General features: G+C 64.6%; 16 protein-coding genes. 7 read left to right on the top strand and 9 right to left on the bottom strand.

From position 1 onward, the window contains the following. On the top strand, positions 1-1264 hold a 1264-nt coding region (locus tag G3N94_RS18430), incomplete at its 5' end, for a sigma 54-interacting transcriptional regulator (protein WP_205794049.1). A 47-nt stretch (positions 1265-1311) separates the two neighbouring features. Here G3N94_RS18430 and G3N94_RS18435 read toward each other — a convergent pair. Beyond that, positions 1312-2082 (bottom strand): protein phosphatase 2C domain-containing protein, encoded by a 771-nt coding sequence (locus tag G3N94_RS18435; RefSeq protein ID WP_205794050.1) that lies wholly within the window; start codon positions 2080-2082, stop codon positions 1312-1314. Between the two features lie 20 nt (positions 2083-2102). Next, the gene (locus tag G3N94_RS18440; protein ID WP_205794051.1) at positions 2103-2387 is read right to left on the bottom strand and encodes a hypothetical protein; all 285 of its coding nucleotides are present in this window, start codon (positions 2385-2387) and stop codon (positions 2103-2105) included. A 483-nt stretch (positions 2388-2870) separates the two neighbouring features. Here G3N94_RS18440 and G3N94_RS18445 point away from each other — a divergent pair, with 483 nt between their 5' ends. Continuing rightward, complete coding sequence (locus G3N94_RS18445) at positions 2871-3428, top strand: lecithin retinol acyltransferase family protein (protein WP_205794052.1); 558 nt, start codon at positions 2871-2873, stop codon at positions 3426-3428. A 67-nt stretch (positions 3429-3495) separates the two neighbouring features. After that, a complete protein-coding gene (locus tag G3N94_RS18450) occupies positions 3496-3738 on the top strand; it encodes a hypothetical protein (RefSeq protein WP_205794053.1) in 243 nt (80 codons plus the stop codon). Between the two features lie 26 nt (positions 3739-3764). Here the strand turns inward: G3N94_RS18450 and G3N94_RS18455 are convergent, their stop codons facing one another. Next, positions 3765-3983, bottom strand: coding sequence for a hypothetical protein (locus tag G3N94_RS18455; RefSeq protein ID WP_205794054.1), 219 nt, complete (start codon positions 3981-3983; stop codon positions 3765-3767). Positions 3984-4356: 373 nt separating this feature from the next. Here G3N94_RS18455 and G3N94_RS18460 point away from each other — a divergent pair, with 373 nt between their 5' ends. Continuing rightward, a complete protein-coding gene (locus G3N94_RS18460) occupies positions 4357-6465 on the top strand; it encodes a serine/threonine protein kinase (protein WP_205794055.1) in 2109 nt (702 codons plus the stop codon). A gap of 40 nt (positions 6466-6505) precedes the next feature. On the opposite strand, the gene G3N94_RS18465 is transcribed toward G3N94_RS18460, so the two are convergent. Then, the gene (locus G3N94_RS18465; protein ID WP_205794056.1) at positions 6506-6967 is read right to left on the bottom strand and encodes a (2Fe-2S)-binding protein; all 462 of its coding nucleotides are present in this window, start codon (positions 6965-6967) and stop codon (positions 6506-6508) included. Further along, positions 6895-9279: a xanthine dehydrogenase family protein molybdopterin-binding subunit gene (locus G3N94_RS18470; RefSeq protein WP_205794057.1), complete on the bottom strand. Its 2385-nt coding sequence runs from the start codon at positions 9277-9279 to the stop codon at positions 6895-6897. Before G3N94_RS18470 ends, G3N94_RS18465 begins: the two co-directional genes overlap by 73 nt. 282 nt (positions 9280-9561) lie before the next feature. Between G3N94_RS18470 and G3N94_RS18475 the strand changes: the two genes are divergently transcribed. Both G3N94_RS18475 and G3N94_RS18480 read left to right on the top strand, forming a co-directional pair. Then, complete coding sequence (locus G3N94_RS18475) at positions 9562-11907, top strand: hypothetical protein (RefSeq protein ID WP_205794058.1); 2346 nt, start codon at positions 9562-9564, stop codon at positions 11905-11907. Between the two features lie 9 nt (positions 11908-11916). Further along, positions 11917-12924, top strand: coding sequence for an FAD-binding protein (locus G3N94_RS18480; protein ID WP_205794059.1), 1008 nt, complete (start codon positions 11917-11919; stop codon positions 12922-12924). Positions 12925-13013: 89 nt separating this feature from the next. Here G3N94_RS18480 and G3N94_RS18485 read toward each other — a convergent pair whose 3' ends face one another. From G3N94_RS18485 to G3N94_RS18500, 4 genes are all read right to left on the bottom strand, one after another. Then, the gene (locus tag G3N94_RS18485; RefSeq protein ID WP_205794060.1) at positions 13014-13274 is read right to left on the bottom strand and encodes a hypothetical protein; all 261 of its coding nucleotides are present in this window, start codon (positions 13272-13274) and stop codon (positions 13014-13016) included. A gap of 777 nt (positions 13275-14051) precedes the next feature. Continuing rightward, positions 14052-14312, bottom strand: coding sequence for a hypothetical protein (locus G3N94_RS18490; protein WP_205794061.1), 261 nt, complete (start codon positions 14310-14312; stop codon positions 14052-14054). A 392-nt stretch (positions 14313-14704) separates the two neighbouring features. After that, on the bottom strand, positions 14705-15487 hold the full coding sequence (locus tag G3N94_RS18495) for a hypothetical protein (protein ID WP_205794062.1): 783 nt from the start codon (positions 15485-15487) through the stop codon (positions 14705-14707). Between the two features lie 155 nt (positions 15488-15642). Then, on the bottom strand, positions 15643-16770 hold the full coding sequence (locus G3N94_RS18500; protein ID WP_205794063.1) for a hypothetical protein: 1128 nt from the start codon (positions 16768-16770) through the stop codon (positions 15643-15645). A 364-nt stretch (positions 16771-17134) separates the two neighbouring features. Between G3N94_RS18500 and G3N94_RS43005 the strand changes: the two genes are divergently transcribed. Continuing rightward, a complete protein-coding gene (locus tag G3N94_RS43005) occupies positions 17135-17260 on the top strand; it encodes a hypothetical protein (protein ID WP_277398557.1) in 126 nt (41 codons plus the stop codon). Positions 17261-17293 lie beyond the last annotated feature (33 nt).

Consider the following 17293-nt stretch of genomic DNA (forward strand, 5'->3'; position numbering starts at 1 on the left):
GAAAAAAAAAATCCTGCGCTCGATGCTGCGCTGGGCGCCCAAGCTCGAGCGCGCGGACATCGAGAAGCTGCTCAACCAGGCGAACGTGTTGCGCGACGAAGTCATGCAGATGTCGCGCAAGGAGCGCTTCGTCGAAGCGGCCGTGGCTGCGCCGCAGTCACCCGACGCGGCCGACGCGCAGGAAGCGGCCGCGGCCCCGCCCGCGGTGCGTCAGCGCCGGCAGGCGCTGATCGAGCGCAGCTTCATCTTCGAAGGGATCTTCGGCGACAATCCGAAGCTGCTCGCCGCGCTCGAAATTGCCGAGAAGGCCGCACCGACCGATCTGCCTGTGCTGATCGACGGCGAGAGCGGGACCGGCAAGGAACTGATGGCGAAAGTGATCCACGCGAACGGGGCACGGGCTGACCGGCCGTACATCTCGGTGAACTGCGGCGCGATTCCCGACAACCTGCTCGAATCGGAGCTGTTCGGGCATCGGCGCGGTGCGTTCACCGGCGCGTCGAACGATCGCAAGGGCAAGTTCGAGAGCGCGCACACCGGCACGATTTTCCTCGACGAAATCGGCGAGTTGCCGCTGCCGGGCCAGGTCAAGCTGCTGCGCGTACTGGAATCGCACGAGATCCAGCGGGTCGGCTCGGACGAGCCGATTGCGGTCGATACGCGCATCGTCGCGGCCACCAACAAGAATCTGCGGAAATTGAGCGAACAGGGGCTGTTTCGCGAGGATCTGTTCTACCGCCTGAGCGTCATTCATCTGACGTTGCCGGCGCTGCGCGAGCGTCGCGACGAAATTCCGCTGCTGCTCGCGTACTTCGGCGATGAGGCAGCCGGGGCACTGAAGCGCAGGCCCATCAAGACGACGCCGAAGCTGCGCGACTTCCTGCTGACCTACGCGTATCCGGGCAACATCCGCGAACTGCGCAACCTGATCTACCGTCTGTCGTGCCTGGCCGGCGAGATCGCGGATATCGAGCATCTGCCCGAGGATATCCGTCCGAAAGCGGCGGGGACCGTCGTGCGCGCGGCGGATGACGGTGCGCCGGCCAGGCCGATGTCGCTCAGCGACGCGAAACGCGCCGCAAGCGACGAGGCAGAGCGCGCGTTTCTCGAACGCGGGCTGCAGGAGACGGGCGGCACCGTGGCCGAACTGGCGCGCCGTTGCGAGATGAACCGGTCGCATCTGCAGATGCTGCTCAAGAAGCACGGCATCCGTTCGAAAGCGTTCCGTCATCCGGATGGCACGACGCCCGACAAGGAGGCGTGAGCACAACACGCGTGCGCTCGCGCGTGACCTTGCGCGCGCTCGATCGATCAGCGTTGCACCGCCGGATTGGCGAGCGTACGGTCCGACGCATCGGGATCGTCGGCGCGGATCACGATGGCGGTGACGTTGTCCCGCCCGCCCTCGCGCAATGCGAGGTCGACGAGCGCGTCCGTTGCGCGCGCGCAATCGCCGCCCGCGAGGGCGGTCGCGATGTCGGCGTCGTCGATCTCGTTGCTCAGGCCGTCGCTGCACAGCAGGAACATGTCGCCATCGCACACGTCGATGCGGCGTTCGTCGAGCTGCAGCCGCTCGGCGGCGCCGACCGCGCGCGTGATGATGTGCTGGGCCGGGTGATGGCGCGCCTGCTGCGCAGTCAGGCGGCCCTGCGCCTGCAGTTCCGCGACGTGACTGTGATCGAGCGTGAGCTGCGTCAGGTGCGCGTCGCGGTACAGGTAGATCCGGCTGTCTCCGGCCCAGAGCCAGCCGCATTGGCGGCCGCTCGCCAGCAGCACCGCCACCGTGCTGCCGATCAGGCGTACGCCGCGGCGAGCGGCCGATTCGCGCAAGTGGGCGTTGGTGACATCGAGCGCGGCGCGCGCGTCCTCGATAAAGGCCGCGAGCGTGGCCGGGGCGGGCAGCCGTTCCAGCGCTTGCACGATCATCCGGCTCGCGAGGTCGCCGGCCGAATGACCGCCCATGCCGTCCGCCACGGCCCACAGGCCGCGTTGCGGCAACGCGACGCAGTCGTCTTCGTTGATCTCGCGAACCAGCCCCACGTCAGTGCGCGAAGCCGAAGTCCATTGCAGTTCTGCGCTCACGGCGCGCCATTCCTTTCCGTCTAGACGAGCCGGTTCCTGCCGTCTGCGCCAACCCCGACCGCGATGTTCGAGCCGGCCGCCGTGTTCGTGACGTCGACGTTCTGGATCTGGTTGAGAACCTGGTTCGCGTAGAACGTGTTGTACGTCTGATAGAGATTGACCACAGGCCCGAACGCCGGAGCCGGCGGCGCGTACGGCTGGATCCAGCCGAATACCCACGGCGCGCCTGCGCCGCGGATGAACGACATCGTCTTGTGGTCGAGGTCGCGCTGCATGTGAAGGTCGGTTATCGAGAGCGTGGTCATGATGAGTCTCCGTATGGGGGCTTGCCGACGGATCGGGTAACCCGATAAACGCAAACCTCGTGCCATGCGTGACGCAACCCGCACGCGTTGCCCGGGCGCGTGCGTCGATTCCGTGAGCGCCGTATGCGGCAACGCACAGCGCGATCGACACGCGTTGCTTGCATGCTAGTGCGTCGTGCCCGCGTCCTGCAATGGTCGTGCGCAAGCCAACAGTCGCGCGCGCGAACGCCGTCGCGAAACCGACACATGCGCCGGCACGCGCAGACGCCGCTCCGACGCGCCAGCTGGTGCTGTCGCACCAACACAATTCCCGGCAAATGGTTGGCCGTGCGACGACAGCGCGGTGCGTCGCTCGTCGCACATTTCCCGCAACGCGTTGCGCGGCGGGCTCCCCGGCTATTGGCACGCTTGATGCAGGTTCGTTGGCAACCGGCTAACCCATTTGCAACACGGGCGGCCGCCAATCCGCAGACGGAGCCAGCCATGGAACTCGACCTTCAAGCAGTGAACAGCGCAGTGACCCGCGCGGCCGCTGGCGCTGCGGAGGCGATCGCGGATGCGGCTTCGCTGCCCGTCTGCGACGACGCACTGCCGCTCGGCGCGCACCTGGTTTCCGATCGCAACGGCTACAGCCATCACGGCATCTATGTCGGCGACGGGCGTGTCGTCCACTACGCGGGGCTCTGCGCGTCGCTGCATCGCGGCCCGATCGAGGAGGTCACGCTCGAACGCTTCGCCGCCGGTCACTCAGTCCGCATCGTGCCGCATCCGTACGCAGCGTATGCGGGGCGCACCGCGGTGCTGCGCGCGCGCTCCCGCCTTGGCGAAAACCGTTACCGCCTGCTGACGAACAACTGCGAGCACTTCTGCACGTGGTGCGTGGAAGGCACGGGCCACAGCGAGCAGGTTCGCACGTGCGTCATGCATCCGCGCACGGCACTTCGGTTCGCCATCCGGTTCGCGCTGTCCGCTTGTCGCGCGGTGATGGCGACGCGGCTGTCGGGCGGACGGTGCGCCGCGGCTGGAATCGCGACCGCATAGGCGACCTTTAAAGCGGCTGAATTAGCGGCGTCCCGACGCGCTTGACGTTGCCACAGGGGGCTCTCAAATGAACGGTACCGGATCATCGCTGCGCATGCTGGTCGACAAGTGGCTCGCGCCGAGCGCGCGCGTGCCGGCGCGCGTCGTGCGTTTCAGCCGCATGGCGGTACAACGGCGCCGCTATGTCTGCATCGAGGCCGCGCATCCGGCCGGCACGATCGCGATCTTCTTCTTTCGTCACGACGACGGCTCATGGTGCGTGTTCCCGCCGGCCGACCGGCGGCCCGCGATGACGGCACGGGCGGCCTGACGATGCGCGCCGGGCCGAGGTGTTCGTCAACGCAACAGCGTCGGACGCGCCGGGGATGCCGCTGCGTCGGCCACCGGTGTGCGCGTCAGCGCAGCGCCGTGTGCGTCAGTGTGCAGATAAGGGAAAGGCTGCGGCGCGAGCATCGTCTGATGCGCGCGGACCATCGCGCCACCCGTGATGGCGGCCATCGCCTGCCTGTCGAGGTCGACGCTTTCGGGAAGGTCGTGGATGACGAGTATGCCCATGGTTTGCTCCGCGAAACCGGATGGTAGAGGGGCGCCGCGCGGCATCATGCGATGCACCGGCGTACCGGGAATCTGTCCAGTATAGGTATCGCTGAACGGCCGCGCGTGCTGGATAAATCTAGTTCCGGCACTGATTGCGCAGCGCGTTGCAGCAGACTAGTATGATTTGTTAGACATCCTGTCAGAAGTGCGGTGGCCGGTGCGGCGCACGGTCGAATTCGTCTGACGATGACGCGCTGGAGAAATCGATGACGTCCGGACCCTCACTGATGCGTTGCACTGCATTGGTACGGCAATCGACAGTCCTCGCGTGGGTGGCGCCGTGACGCGCCGAAGCGGGTCGGCAAGCTGAAGCTGAGTAAACGGCATACGAATGATGAGCTTTGCGCAGCTGATTCAGACGTTCCAGAGTGGCGCGCTGTCGCAGGACGCGTTCTTCTCGGAAATCGACCGGGTGTTGGCGACCGCTCAGGTCAATTGTGCGCGGCTGCGCGAAGTGCTCGACGAGACGCAAACCACGCAGCCGCTGTCGGACGAGATCTATGCGGAAGTGCTGAGGCGCATCGAGCGATGTCACGACAAGACGGCATCCGCTGGCGACGCAACCCGGCTCCAGGAGGGCGCGCTTCAGGCGGATGCTCATCCAGGCACCCCGTCCGGCCCGTCGAGCGGCGCCATGTTCGACGACGGCGAGCGCGTGAAAGGCATCGGCGATACGCTGAACGGACGCTTCGTGCTGGAAGAGTGCCTGGGTGTCGGCGGGATGGGCACCGTATACAAGGCGCTCGACCTGCGCAAGCTGGAGGCGTCGGATCGCAAGCCGCACATTGCGATCAAGGTGCTCAACGTGCAGTTTCGCGGGCAGCCGACGTCGCTGATCGCGCTACAGCGTGAAGCGCGCAAGGCGCAGACGCTCGCCCATCGCAACATCGTCACCGTCTACGACTTCGATCGGGACGGCCCGCTCGTCTACCTCACGATGGAGTATCTGTCGGGCAAGCCGCTCAGCAAGGTGCTGCGAGCGCCAGGTTTTACGGGCATGCCGTTCGATGCCGCATCGCCGATCATCGCCGGCATGGGCCACGCGCTCGCGTACGCGCATGAGCGCGGCTTCGTCCACTGCGATTTCAAGCCCGCCAATGTGTTCCTCACCGACAGGGGCGAAGTGAAGGTGATCGACTTCGGGATTGCACGCGCATTCCAGCGGCGCGACGAGGATCCCGACGTGACCGTGTTCGACCCGGCGAGCCTTGGCGGGATCACGCCGGCCTACGCGAGCCCGGAGATGTTCGAGCATCTCGAACCGGATCCGCGCGACGACGTGTACGCGCTCGCCTGCGTCACTTACGAATTGCTGACCGGACACCATCCGTTCGACCGGCTGTCGGCCACCCAGGCACGTCACGACCACTTGCGGCCGGCGCGCCCGCCTGGTCTCGATCGCACGCAATGGCGCACCTTGAGCGCCGCGTTGTCGTTCGACCGCGCGACGCGCACGCCGAGCGTCAACCTGTTCCTGGCGGGCATGGGCGTGGTCAAGCGCGCTGCGTCGACATCGGGTGCGCGAGCAGGGGTGGCCGTGGGAGCGTGCGCACTGGCCGCGATCGCCGTGCTCTGGTACGGCTACCAGGCGCTGTCGCGCAGCGGCGAAACGCGCCCCGCAGCGAACACGCTCGCGCACACGCCGGCTAGCGAAGGGAATGCCGCGAAGACAGGCGCCACGGCCGGCAGCGCACCAGTTGCCGCTGTCGCTGCCGCTGCGAACCCCGTACCCGCCGCTGCCAGCGCGCCGCCACCGGCACCGGCCATTGCGCTGGCGTCCGTGATGGCTGCGCTGGCCCGCCTGCCTTGTTCGGCGCTGGATGCGTCGGTGCAGGATCACGTGCTGCAAGTGCGGGGTTTTGTGGAAGCCGGTGTCGGTATCGCGCGGTTGCGAACTGCGCTCAGCGGGATACCGGGCGGACAGACCGCGAATCTCGATGTGCATCCGGTCGATACCCACAACTGCGAGGTCGTGAGCGCGCTCGCGCCGTACTGGCGATCGAATCGCGCATCGCCACACACCGCGTCGATCCGCACGCGGCCGCCTGATGCGCGTCTCGCAGAAGGCAACCCGCTGATCATCGACATTACGACACCCGGGTACGACTCGTACGTGAACGTCGACTATTACGTGCTGAACGGGAGCGTCGTGCATCTCGTGCCAAGCAACCACGAACGCGACAACCAGGCTCCGCCGAATTATTCCGCGACGATTGGCGGCATGGGCGACTGGGTGATCGGCAAGCCGTTCGGCACCGAGATGATCGTGCTGCTCGTCACGCCGGCGCCGCTGTTCGACGGAATACGCCCGCCATCCGAGCCGCGCGCGGCGTATCTCGCTGCAATCGATCGTCAGTTGAAACAGTTCGAGGCCAAATACGGCTCGGCGCGCATTGCCGCCGATTTCGTCCAGATCACGACGCATGCCGGCGGCAACTGATCGACCGGGTTCGTTGCTCTGTCAGCGGCCTATGGTGTCTTTAAACAGACCCTAGCGCGTCCGCCGCCTGGTGAATGGCCTTGCGGATGCGCGGAAACGTGCCGCACCGGCATGCGATGTCCTTCATCGCATCGTTGATCTGGCGATCGTCGGGGCGCGGGCATCGCATGAGCAGCGCAGTGGCCGCGACGAGCTGTGCGCTTTGGCAATAGCCGCATTGCACGACGTCGAACGCGATCCATGCGTCCTTCAGTGCGCGCGCTTCATGGCTGTCCAGGCCTTCGATGGTCGTGATGCGCGCGCCGTTCAGCGTGCCGACCGGGACCTGACACGCAGGCACGGCCTGATCGTTCAGCAGCACCGTGCATGCGCCGCAGATCCCGACGCCGCAGCCGAACTTCGTGCCGGTCAGCTTCCGTTCGCAGCGAATCACCCAGAGCAGCGGTATGTCGGGCTCGGCATTGACGTGAGCGGTTTCCCCGTTGATACGGACTGACACCATCGGTCGTCTCCTGGCTGCGGCGGGCGCGGCATGACGAGCGGCAGTGAGCGATGGCGCGCCCCCGTGAGGGCAAACAGCGCATTCGCCACAGCCGGTGCAATCGGCGGCGTGCCCGCTTCGCCGACGCCCTGCGGTTCGGTCCCGCCTGCGATCACTTGCGTGACGATCTCGGGACACGTTTCCATGTTGACCAGCGGGTAGGCGTCGAAATAATGCTGCACGACTTGTCCTTTCTCGATCGTGATCGCCTGCTCCAGCGCGGCCGACAACCCGAAGACGATCCCGCTTTCCATCTGCTGCTCGACGAGGTTCGGATTCACGGCCAGCCCGCAATCGATCACGCAGTACACGCGCGTCACGCGGAAGCCGTCGCCTTCCTGCCGGACTTCGGCAACCTGCGCGACCACGCTGCCGAACGATTCGTGCATTGCCATGCCACGCGCGCGCCGCGCGCCGGTGTTGTCACGCGATGCAAACGGCGAACGCCAGCCGGACAACTCGACGAGCGCCCGCAACACTGTCGCATGGCGCTGGTGCGCCGGCTGCTTCAGCATGTCGAGGCGAAACTCGATCGGGTCTTTCCGTGCCAGCGCAGCCATCTCGTCGATAAAGCTCTCGACGAAGAACGCCTGATGCGAGTGCCCGACGGAGCGCCAGAAGCCAACGGGAACCGGCAGCGCCACCGTATTGTGCTGGACGAGGATGTTCGCGCATTCATAGGGCTGGTCGAACGCGCCTTCCGCCGTGGTGGCGTCGGGCAACAGCTTCGCGGCGATGCTCGGCGTGCCGAAGGTGCGGGGCATCGCTTGCGCGCTGATCGACTGGCTTGCGGACATGCCTTTCCATGCGACCAGCCTGCCGCTCGCATCGATCGCGCCACTGTATCTCGCCACGCAGGCCGGGCGGTAGAAGTCGTGCGTCATGTCCTGCGGGCGCGACCAGATCGTCTGCACGGGCCGCCCCTTCGCCTGTCGCGCGATGGCGGCGGCCTGCGTGATGAAGTCGACCTCCAGCCGCCGGCCGAAGGCCCCGCCGATCAATTGCTGATTCACGACGACCTTGTCTTCGTCCAGGCCCAGCAGCGTCGCAACTGCGTTGCGTGCCAGCATGGGAACCTGCGTGCCGACCCAGATCGTTGCCGAGTCGTCGTCAACCTGCACCGTGCAATTCATCGGTTCGAGTGCGCCGTGAGCCAGATAGGGCACGTCGTACTGCGCGACGAACGGCGTCGTGTGGCTCAGCACGGCGTCCGCGTCGCCAACGGTGTAGAAGACGTGGCGGCCCGCGTCGCCGTCGAGGGCGCGCGTCAACGCGGTGCGGACATCCGCGGTATTCACGCCGGCAGCCGGCCCAGGGTCCCATGTGACCGACAACTGGCACAACGTTCGCATCGCGATGAACGGATTGTCCGCAATGACGGCAATGCCGCCCGTTCCGCCGTTGTATGGCTCGACTCTGAAAATGCCGGTCACGCCGTTCAGGCTGAGGACTTTGGACTTGTCGAAATCCAGCGCCTTTCCGCCGAGTGTCGGACACATCGTGATGCTCGCATACAGGAGCTTGTCCGGAAGCGCATCGATACCGAAACGCGCGCTGCCGTCGAGCTTCGAGTGCACCTCGATGCGACCCAGCCGTTTCCCGACGAGTGTGTACGCCTTCGGGTCCTTGAGATCGACCTGCGTCGGGCGCGGCACGTGCTGCGCGAGCTGGACGAGTTCGCCATACGTCGCCGAGCGTCCCGATCGATGCCGCACCATGCCGGCTTTCGTTTCGCATTCCGCGACGGGCACGCCCCAAAGCTTCGCGGCAGCGGTGCACAGCATCACGCGGGCCGTGGCGCCCGCCTCGCGCATGGGACCCCACAGATCGATCATGCTCGTCGATCCACCCGTCACCATCGAACCCGCATAGCGTGCGCCGCGGCGCGCCAACGCCGCCATGCTGCGGGCGAGCAGGCTGTGATCGTCGGCGCGAAACGGAAGGCCGTCGGCGAGGTTTTCACGGTCCTTGTAAATCGTGTCGAGCGGCGACATGACGACGCGGACCCGCGACCAGTCTGCATCGAGCTCTTCCGCCAGCAGCATGGCCGCGCCAGTGTGTACGCCCTGGCCCATTTCGGATTTGCTCATGACGATCGTCACGTCGTTGTCCGAATTGATCATCACCCAGCCGTTCAGCGGCACATCAACGCGCGACGTCTCCAGTTGCTCGGGTGTATCCAGCCGGTCGTCGGGGCGCCACCATGCCCAGCCGATCACGAGCATCCCCGTCGCGCCCGCACTGCCCAACAGGAAGGTTCTGCGCTTCAACATGATGTGGGCCGCCGACACGTGTTGATCGAGTCACCGCGCCTTCAATGCATCCGGCCACGCGCCTCGAGAATTCAATGTTTCAAACACAATCCTTCATTTCATTGCTGCTGCAATCACCTATATTAGTCACTGATATCGGCGACTGAGAACCTGAATGTGATTGGTGTTTGAAACAATCGCTGAAAACGCGACCTGTTGCAGCTGGATGACTATGCCACGCTTGCGGGACGCGAAGCGCATCGTGCCACCCGCTTCGAACGCACCACCAACCGGAGGTCGTTGATGCTAGTCGATGAGGTTCACGCGCTGCTGCTTGAACTGTCGGTGCCGTGGCGAGAAGCATTCAAACGTCACGGTCTCGATCTGTCCGATTCACGCACGCCCGAAGAGACCGCGAAGCGACTGCGTCGGCCACTGCCGATCGATTGGGACGATCCCCGCATTCACGATCTCTGCCCGGCCACCGAGCGGGCGATCGAGCCCGGCGACCCTGCGCGCAGTCTGATCTACCACATGCTTGCGCTGTCCGAGTGCCCGTCGCCGGATGGCGGCGTGCGTCTCGAAGCGATCGATCTGCTGGAGAACTACATCGATTCGCTCGCGCCGTTGCCGCCCGACTGGCAGACGCTGGACATCGCGGTGCTTGCTTATCAGTACCGTCCGGCGCGCCGCACCGGACATCAGCAGCATGCGGACCGCGTGTTCTCGCGACTCGGCATTGCACGCAATGGCGACACCGACGCATGCTATGACGAGCAGATCCGCAGCTACGTGCCGCACGTTCCGGACGGGATCGAGCATGTGCGCGCGATGCCGGCACGCTATGGCGCGTTCCTGGTCCGCCGGGTCGCCGGTCCCGACACGCTCGCGCTGATCGAAGGCAAGCAATCGGGCGACGAGCAGCGAACCTTTATCGAACCCGTGCGCAAGCTGTTTCCCGATGAATGCGTGCCCGGACTCCGGTTGACGTTGACCTATGGCCACCGCCATGTCGGCGAGAAGCTGAAGCGGGCCGCCGAGGCGCGCTGGGGCGTACGGCCGTCGCCATCGGGCGATCTGCACGGTGTGCCGTATGCCGTCTGCTGCCAGGACCCCGGCGCGGCAACGCCTGACGGTCCTGGCGCACCGGCCGTCGCATTGAAGCGCTCGGGCGCGGCCGTGCTGTTGATACCGGCCGCGCGGCCGCTGATCGAGCCCGTGACCGCCGTCAACTTCGGGGTGCGCGGCTTTGGCGTGCCGGCTCGATGGCGACTGGTGCCGCTCGCCAACCGGCGCTTCACGACGATGAGAATCATCACGAACCTGTGGAAACTGGTGCTGGCCGCCCTCGACGAGGTGCGGCAGCAATATTTTCCGCATTTCGCCCCCGGATGGCTTCGATTTCCCGAACCTCGCAACGCGCCGGAGTTCATCAATATCCGCCACAAGGCGCATGAGAACGGCACCTACACGGACATGCGCGCCGTTCCCGTCAACCGGCAGGACTTTCTCGGGGAAGTCAGCAAGGGCGGCTATCGCGCGCAGCTGTTTCTGGATCATTGCACGGAAGGAGTCCTGACGATCAACGTCCACGAGCTGGCGGAACACGCTGTGTTGCCAGCCTACTCGGTCGTCGCTGCACCGGATTTTTATCCGTACGCCGATCAGGCGGAGCTGCAGCGCTGGTTTACGGACCGGCAGATCGATCCGAAGTCGCAGTTCAGAAGCGGCTCGCCGATATCGCTCAGCGCCGAGCGTCTCGCGGCCAATCCCGGTCATGTCGATCCGTTCAGGAACACGCAGGCGTTTTCGCCGAACGACACGACGGTCGCTGTCGCGTTCAGCCTCGCGGCACGCGCGAAGCGGCGGGGCAGGGACGTGCACGCGCCGCGCATGACTTCGTTCCTGTCGGACGCGTCTTCGGGTGTCTTTGCGCCCGGCTGGGACGTCACCTATGCCGGCAGCCGGCGGGGCATCTTTCTCGCAACCTTCGGGCTGGGCAGCCCGTTTGCCGAAGACATCAAGCTATGTGCCGCTTCAAACAGCTTCTGGCCTGCCGTGAGTCCGGATGCGTCGAGAACCTTCAATCGGGTCGACGCGCCGACCGCCATCCCGATGCTCGACCATGAACTCGGTTTGCATCCGTGTCATCCGCTGGTCACGCGTGGGGACGAGTCGAATACGCGGCGCGGCTGGGATGGCGAATACGGCCCGTACCTGACGCCCGACGGCAGCGTGGATTACGCGGACATCGAACGCGCGGACTACGTCGCAAACGCGCTGCATGGCGAGATGCTGTACGGTGCATTCGAGCATGTCGATTCTGCCGAGCTGATTCGGCGGATCAGTGCATTGCGCCATGCCGTCGCTGCATGCGACAACGGGCAGACGCCTTCGCATACGAAACTGTGGCTGGTATCCGCACGGGCGCTCCGCGAAGCCGGCGATGCGGATGCTCCCGGCGTTGCGCGGTGCTATCGCTTCCTTTTTGTCGTTCCTGCCGATGATGCGTGCGCGCCGGAGCAGCACACGCCGGGACGGTTGCGCGTGCGCTATGGGCAGGCGATCCGTTGCGATGCGACCGACGCCCGGGTGGTCGGGCACGTGTCGCGCAGTGCACCGGGGCCTGACGCGCTCGGGCTGTACTGAGTGACCGCGATGCGCGCGTTTGACGTGCTCGTCGTCGGCGATGGGCCTGCCGGATGTGCTGCAGCAATCGCTGCGGCGAGGGCGGGAGGCGATGTGTGGATGCTCGGTCGCGGGCGTTCACACACCGCGCCGGAATGCGTGTCAGGCGCCGCGCTGAAGCTGCTCGATCGACTGTCGCCGAGTCTCGCCCGGCAACCGGATACCTGGCTCGACGGCCATGCAGATGCGCAGCGGGGACGTGCGGTCATACGCAGCCGGTTCGACGACGGCTTGCGTGCGGAAGCATTGGCTGCCGGCGTGCGCTATTCGCGGGTGCCCGCTGGCGGATTGATTCCGCGTGTCGAACACGGAACGGTCGCCGGCATCACGCACGGCGACGGCGATGTCGGCGCAAGCGTCGTGATCGACGCGACAGGCCTCAACGGATGGCTGCGTCGCGCGCTTCGGCTCGATGTGACGATCGACTCATCACGGTTCTGGCTTCGCCGCGGCTACGCGCGTGCGGACCAGGCGCGCATCGGCACAACCTGGCAAATCGCGCGGAGTGGCTGGCTGTGGTTGCGAGCAACGTCCACGCTCCAAATCTGGACGTCGCTATCGATGCTGCGCGATGGCGATATCGCGTGGCCCGTGGACGCAATGCCCATCGGGCCGGTGTGGCGCGAGTGCAGGCGCTGGCAGCGTCTGCGTCAGGCGGCGGGGCCGGGCTATATCGTGTGCGGCGATGCGGCCGGCTGTCTCGACCCGGCGACAGGAGACGGCTTGCGTTTTGCGATCGCCTCCGGCCTTCACGCGGGAGCCATGGCCGTCGAGGTCGCGCGTCATCCCGATCGGGCGAACGTGCTGGCCGCGCTGTACTGCGACTGGGTTGCACAAAGTTACGAGCGCAATAGAACCGTTCTGGCACAGAGTTACACGCGTGAGGGGCTGGATATCGGGTGGCGCGACCCCGCATGCCGGCTTCGTGTTTATACCGGCAAGGAAGCCCGCCAACGGAACACGCCTGGCGGGCTTTAGCGCCGCGAGCACGAAACCCGCGGCGGTCTGGAGCACTTCGGTGCAACGCGTTCGAACACGGCTGCCACTGCGAGGCGGCATCGTGAAACTTACAGGCCCAGCTTCGCGATGACCTGGCCGCCAAGGTTGCTGACCGAGTTGGTCACGGTGGTGAGATCCACGTGGGTCGATGCATCGACCTGGGTCACCGGGGCCGTGATGGTGTTGGGGCTGGCGAACGAGAAGCCGCTGCCGGTCGAGATGTTGTTGATACCGAAGTTGCCGAACACGCTACCACCGCTGACGGAAGCCATTTCCTTGCGGCTGAGTTCCTGGGCGCGGGACAGGTCGTTGATCATCAGTGCGGACATGGTAAATCTCCTTGAGTTAGCTGCAGTCTGGAAAAGAGCACGTTTCGTTGCGCTCGCAGCTATATACGCACAGGGTGTGCCAGTGCCGACTCATGGGCCCGGGGTGCTCATCTAACCTCATGAAAACAAACACAATTCAATCTGATTGCCGCCATTCCGCATGGCCCGCCGAGCAAGCTTGAAGCGCGACGATGTCTGGTCCTCCCAAACCATTTCCGTGGCAACTGTTTCCATTCACCCAACATGAGATGGAGTGCGGCGCTCGCGATGCGGGGCGAGGACATCCATGTGCAGCAGCGCGGCCGTGGGTGCGTTTGCGCGAAAAAAGGCGGCAATGCGCACGCGATACGGTGTCATCGCCCGCTCGGGGTGGTTCTGCATGCGTACGTGGAATCGCTGCGCACTTGCAGAGCGGCGGCACGCTTGAGTACGCCGCGGCGACGGCCAACCACGCGGCGACGCGCGTGACGCAGCGCTATGGCCGGCGCTGAGACGCATCGACCTCGACGAGGTGGTGCAAATCTGGATGTAGGGGCAGAGGAGCTGAACGTGCTCCGGGATCTGGCCCGCCGCTGATCGGGGCGGGCTGCGCTGCTGACGGTTACCCGTCAGTCTTCGTGTTCATGCCGGCTTCGATTTTTGTACATGCAAGAAAGCCCGCCAACGGAACACGCCTGGCGGGCTTTCACGCCGCGAGCACGAAACCCGCGGCGGTCTGGCGAACTTCGGTACAACGCGATCGAACACGGCTGCCACTGCGAGGCGGCATCGTGAAACTTACAGGCCCAGCTTCGCGATGACCTGGCCGCCGAGGTTGTTGATCGAATTGGTCACGTTGGTGAGATCCAGGTGGGTCGATGCATCGACCTGGGTCACCGGGGCCGTGATGGTGTTGGGGCTGGCGAACGAGAAGCCGCTGCCGGTAGAGATATTGTTGATACCGAAGTTGCCGAACACGCTACCACCGCTGACGGAAGCCATTTCCTTGCGGCTGAGTTCCTGGGCGCGGGACAGGTCGTTGATCATCAGTGCGGACATGATAAATCTCCTTGAGTTTGCTGCAGTCTGGAAAAGAGCACGTTTCGTTGCGCTCGCAGCTACATATGCACAGGGCGTGCCAGTGCCGACTCATGGGCCCGGGAGACTCATCTAACCTCATGAAAATAAACACTATTTGATCTGGTTTCCGCCATTCCGCATGGCCCGCCGAGAAAGATTGAAGCGCGACGATGTCTGGTCTTTCCAAACCATTTCCGTGGCAGCTGTTTCATTTCACCCAACATGATGCGTATCTCAACGAGCGTTGTACGCGTCGCGCGTGCAGGCGGCGCGCGGCATGCGTACCGTTGTTCCATCGTCAGGAACGCCAAGGGGACACTGCAATGCGGTGTACGCCCCCTGGCGAGCGGTCATTGCGATGGATGCCGAAGTTATCGAAGTGCGAGCACGCGCGCCTGGAGATCGCGATTGAGCGCGTCAAGCCGGTCCGCGTCGGTCTTGGCGGACAGCGCGCCGCGCGCCTTCCGGCCCAGGAAGTAGGCAATGCGCTCGGCGTTCGCGCCGGACGGATGCGGCAAGCCATGAAGAATCCGGTCAGCGCGAATCGCGCCGCGTTGCGCCAGCCAGTCGAGCGCTTCGGTCACTTTCGGACCGAGTGGCACGAAAACCGCGTCATCGAGCGCACGCGCTTCCAAAGCGAAATGGGTTTCGATTTGCTGCAGCAGGAACGGCGTCCGGATCATGTTCGGCGTGCCGTTGTAGTTCTTGCCGTCGACGAATACGGGATGGCGCAGCACGGAGGTCGTTTGCACGAGATGGCTCGCCGGACCGAACAGCGCATCGCAACTCGACAGACCGAGCCAGCGGTTCAAACCGATATGGTCGAGCAATGCAATCAGGTTCGGTCGCATCGCGCCACTGAAGGCGCCAGTCTGCTTTGCGGCCTGATGTGCGGCATCGAGCGCGGCGCCGGCCAGCAACTGGCGTTTGGCTTCCCGCATGGCGTTCTTCCACTGCGTGAATCCGGGCGTGATGCCGACCAGAACGAGCCGGGCCGACGGGTTCACGCAATCGAACGGAATGTAGTGGCTGCTCAATGCGGCATCCTGGCCCAGCAGGAACGTCGCCGGAATGTCGGCCGGATGCGCGATGTGGTCGATGTCGAGCGTGCGGATCGCGGGAGCGAATTCGGAGAAGCGGTTGTTGTTGTTCATGGTCTCTCGTGCAGGGTGGCGGAACGGGATATTGCGTGTCTGAAATGGGTTGTGCGATGCGCGGCCGTCACGACCTCGCCTTCGGCGCTGACCACGGCGTAGCCCGGAAAAACATTGGGTCATGGCTTTGCCGGGCACGCGCGAGCGTGAGTGACTTAGTCCGATGACTGACCCAGTGCCCTTAGCTGCCGCTCGATTTCTGCGAGACGCCTGGTCGCGAACGCTTCCTGCGCGCGCAGCACCAGCCAGTCCGTGGGGAGGTCGAGCAGTTCTGCAATGCGCGTCATGAAGTCCGCATCGTCGAAGCGTTCTACGATGTCCGGGTCGATGCAGAACCCGGCGGATGCCTTCATGAACGGAACCCCGGCGGCGACCAGTGCGCGGTGCAGTGTGCTGCCCCGGTGCGCCATCAGCGCGTTGCGTCGCGCTTCCAGTGCTTCAGCCAGTTCGTGAGGATTCGCGAAGCGGCGCTGCTTCAGATTGACCTCTCCGGCGCTCCAGTAACGCATGACCGGGACATACCGGCCTTTGCTCTGCAGCCACGCTTTCGCGATATCGCGCGCGATGTAGGTCCGGCCGTTGTCGTTATCCGTCTTCAGCGGATTGGCACGTTTCGGATTGGCCGCCGCGCGCACACTCATTTCTTCCATGCCGGCCAGCAGGGCCATCTGACGGATGGTCAGGCCGTCGAGCGTCGAGTCGTCGCCTTTGCCGCGGCCACGCGAAAAGTACGAGAAACCCTCGCCGCCTTCGAGAATGTGGCGCGCGTTGGCGAGTTCGGCGACGAGCAGGCAGTTCTCCGCGCTCGTGCTGATCGCTGCGCCGTAGGAATCCCACTGCTCGGCGTAGTGACCTTCACGGGCGTCCATCAGCAGATCGGCGATCCACATGTACGTGCTTTCGTACGCCATGGCTTCCGCACTTGCATCGAGCCGGCCGTGAAAGGCGAAGTCGTAGAGCACGTCCATCAGGCGCGCGAAACTCGTGTCCCGGATGCACTCGTAAGTCAGGCCGATATCAGCCGCGACGCACTCGGGATTGAACAGGCCGGTGAGATTTGTGACCTTGAACGCGGCTTGCGTGACGGGAGTCGAAAGCGCCGCGTCACCGGTGATGCAGCCCAGTGCGCGCAGATAGTGCATCACGACGTTGGCGATGTCTCCGCGAAACGCTTCCAGCGTGAACGGAGGTGCGTTGAGGAGCGTACTGGTGGTGTCAGCCGGAGTCGATGTATCGATGTTCTTGTTCATATCGTGCATATGGTTGATGTCGATGTGCGGCATCTTTCCATGTTCTGCACGAGATGTCAATCGTATATATCGACGATATGCATCGTCGGGGCTGCAGCCGCGTTCCCCCGGAAAAGCCGCAAGTGCGTTTCGTCCAATTGACCCTGATGCGGCCTCATAAGTCAGGGGGCAGGCAGCAGGCATTGGGAGCAAAGTGTGCAGGTGTTCTGTGCCCAGTATCCAGCGTGGCACAGCGTGAGTCAGTCCGCAGATGCGTGAAAAGTGGAATATGTCCGAAATTTGTCTACATTTTTCGGACACTGCGGATGACCAATGTGATGACAGTCGAGCCAGAGCGAACCTTCTGGGACAAGACCTTGCCCGACATGGCTCGTTTACGCTTATGCCGTCCGCTGCGATGCGTGAAGCCCTGCGACGCGACTATGCTGCCATGGCGGGCATGATCTTCCGCGACGTGCCTGCACTGGACGACGTGTTGGCAAGCGTGGAGCAGGTTGTGGCGACCATCAACGCCCGCGCGTAGGGCGGCGCGTATGACTTGCGGGACTCCCGCGAA

This window comes from Burkholderia sp. Ac-20353 (assembly GCF_017104785.1).
In the GTDB taxonomy this organism is placed as follows: Bacteria; Pseudomonadota; Gammaproteobacteria; order Burkholderiales; family Burkholderiaceae; genus Burkholderia.

Bases quoted from the DNA above. Each gene is read 5' to 3' on its own strand.
- G3N94_RS18440 (WP_205794051.1), bottom strand. From the start codon at position 2,387: ATGACCACGCTCTCGATAACCGACCTTCACATGCAGCGCGACCTCGAC.
- G3N94_RS18445 (WP_205794052.1), top strand. From the start codon at position 2,871: ATGGAACTCGACCTTCAAGCAGTGAACAGCGCAGTGACCCGCGCGGCC.
- G3N94_RS18450 (WP_205794053.1), top strand. From the start codon at position 3,496: ATGAACGGTACCGGATCATCGCTGCGCATGCTGGTCGACAAGTGGCTC.
- G3N94_RS18455 (WP_205794054.1), bottom strand. From the start codon at position 3,983: ATGGGCATACTCGTCATCCACGACCTTCCCGAAAGCGTCGACCTCGAC.
- G3N94_RS18460 (WP_205794055.1), top strand. From the start codon at position 4,357: ATGATGAGCTTTGCGCAGCTGATTCAGACGTTCCAGAGTGGCGCGCTG.
- G3N94_RS18465 (WP_205794056.1), bottom strand. From the start codon at position 6,967: ATGGTGTCAGTCCGTATCAACGGGGAAACCGCTCACGTCAATGCCGAG.
- G3N94_RS18470 (WP_205794057.1), bottom strand. From the start codon at position 9,279: ATGTTGAAGCGCAGAACCTTCCTGTTGGGCAGTGCGGGCGCGACGGGG.
- G3N94_RS18475 (WP_205794058.1), top strand. From the start codon at position 9,562: ATGCTAGTCGATGAGGTTCACGCGCTGCTGCTTGAACTGTCGGTGCCG.
- G3N94_RS18480 (WP_205794059.1), top strand. From the start codon at position 11,917: ATGCGCGCGTTTGACGTGCTCGTCGTCGGCGATGGGCCTGCCGGATGT.
- G3N94_RS18485 (WP_205794060.1), bottom strand. From the start codon at position 13,274: ATGTCCGCACTGATGATCAACGACCTGTCCCGCGCCCAGGAACTCAGC.
- G3N94_RS18490 (WP_205794061.1), bottom strand. From the start codon at position 14,312: ATGTCCGCACTGATGATCAACGACCTGTCCCGCGCCCAGGAACTCAGC.
- G3N94_RS18495 (WP_205794062.1), bottom strand. From the start codon at position 15,487: ATGAACAACAACAACCGCTTCTCCGAATTCGCTCCCGCGATCCGCACG.
- G3N94_RS18500 (WP_205794063.1), bottom strand. From the start codon at position 16,770: ATGCCGCACATCGACATCAACCATATGCACGATATGAACAAGAACATC.
- G3N94_RS43005 (WP_277398557.1), top strand. From the start codon at position 17,135: ATGCGTGAAGCCCTGCGACGCGACTATGCTGCCATGGCGGGCATGATC.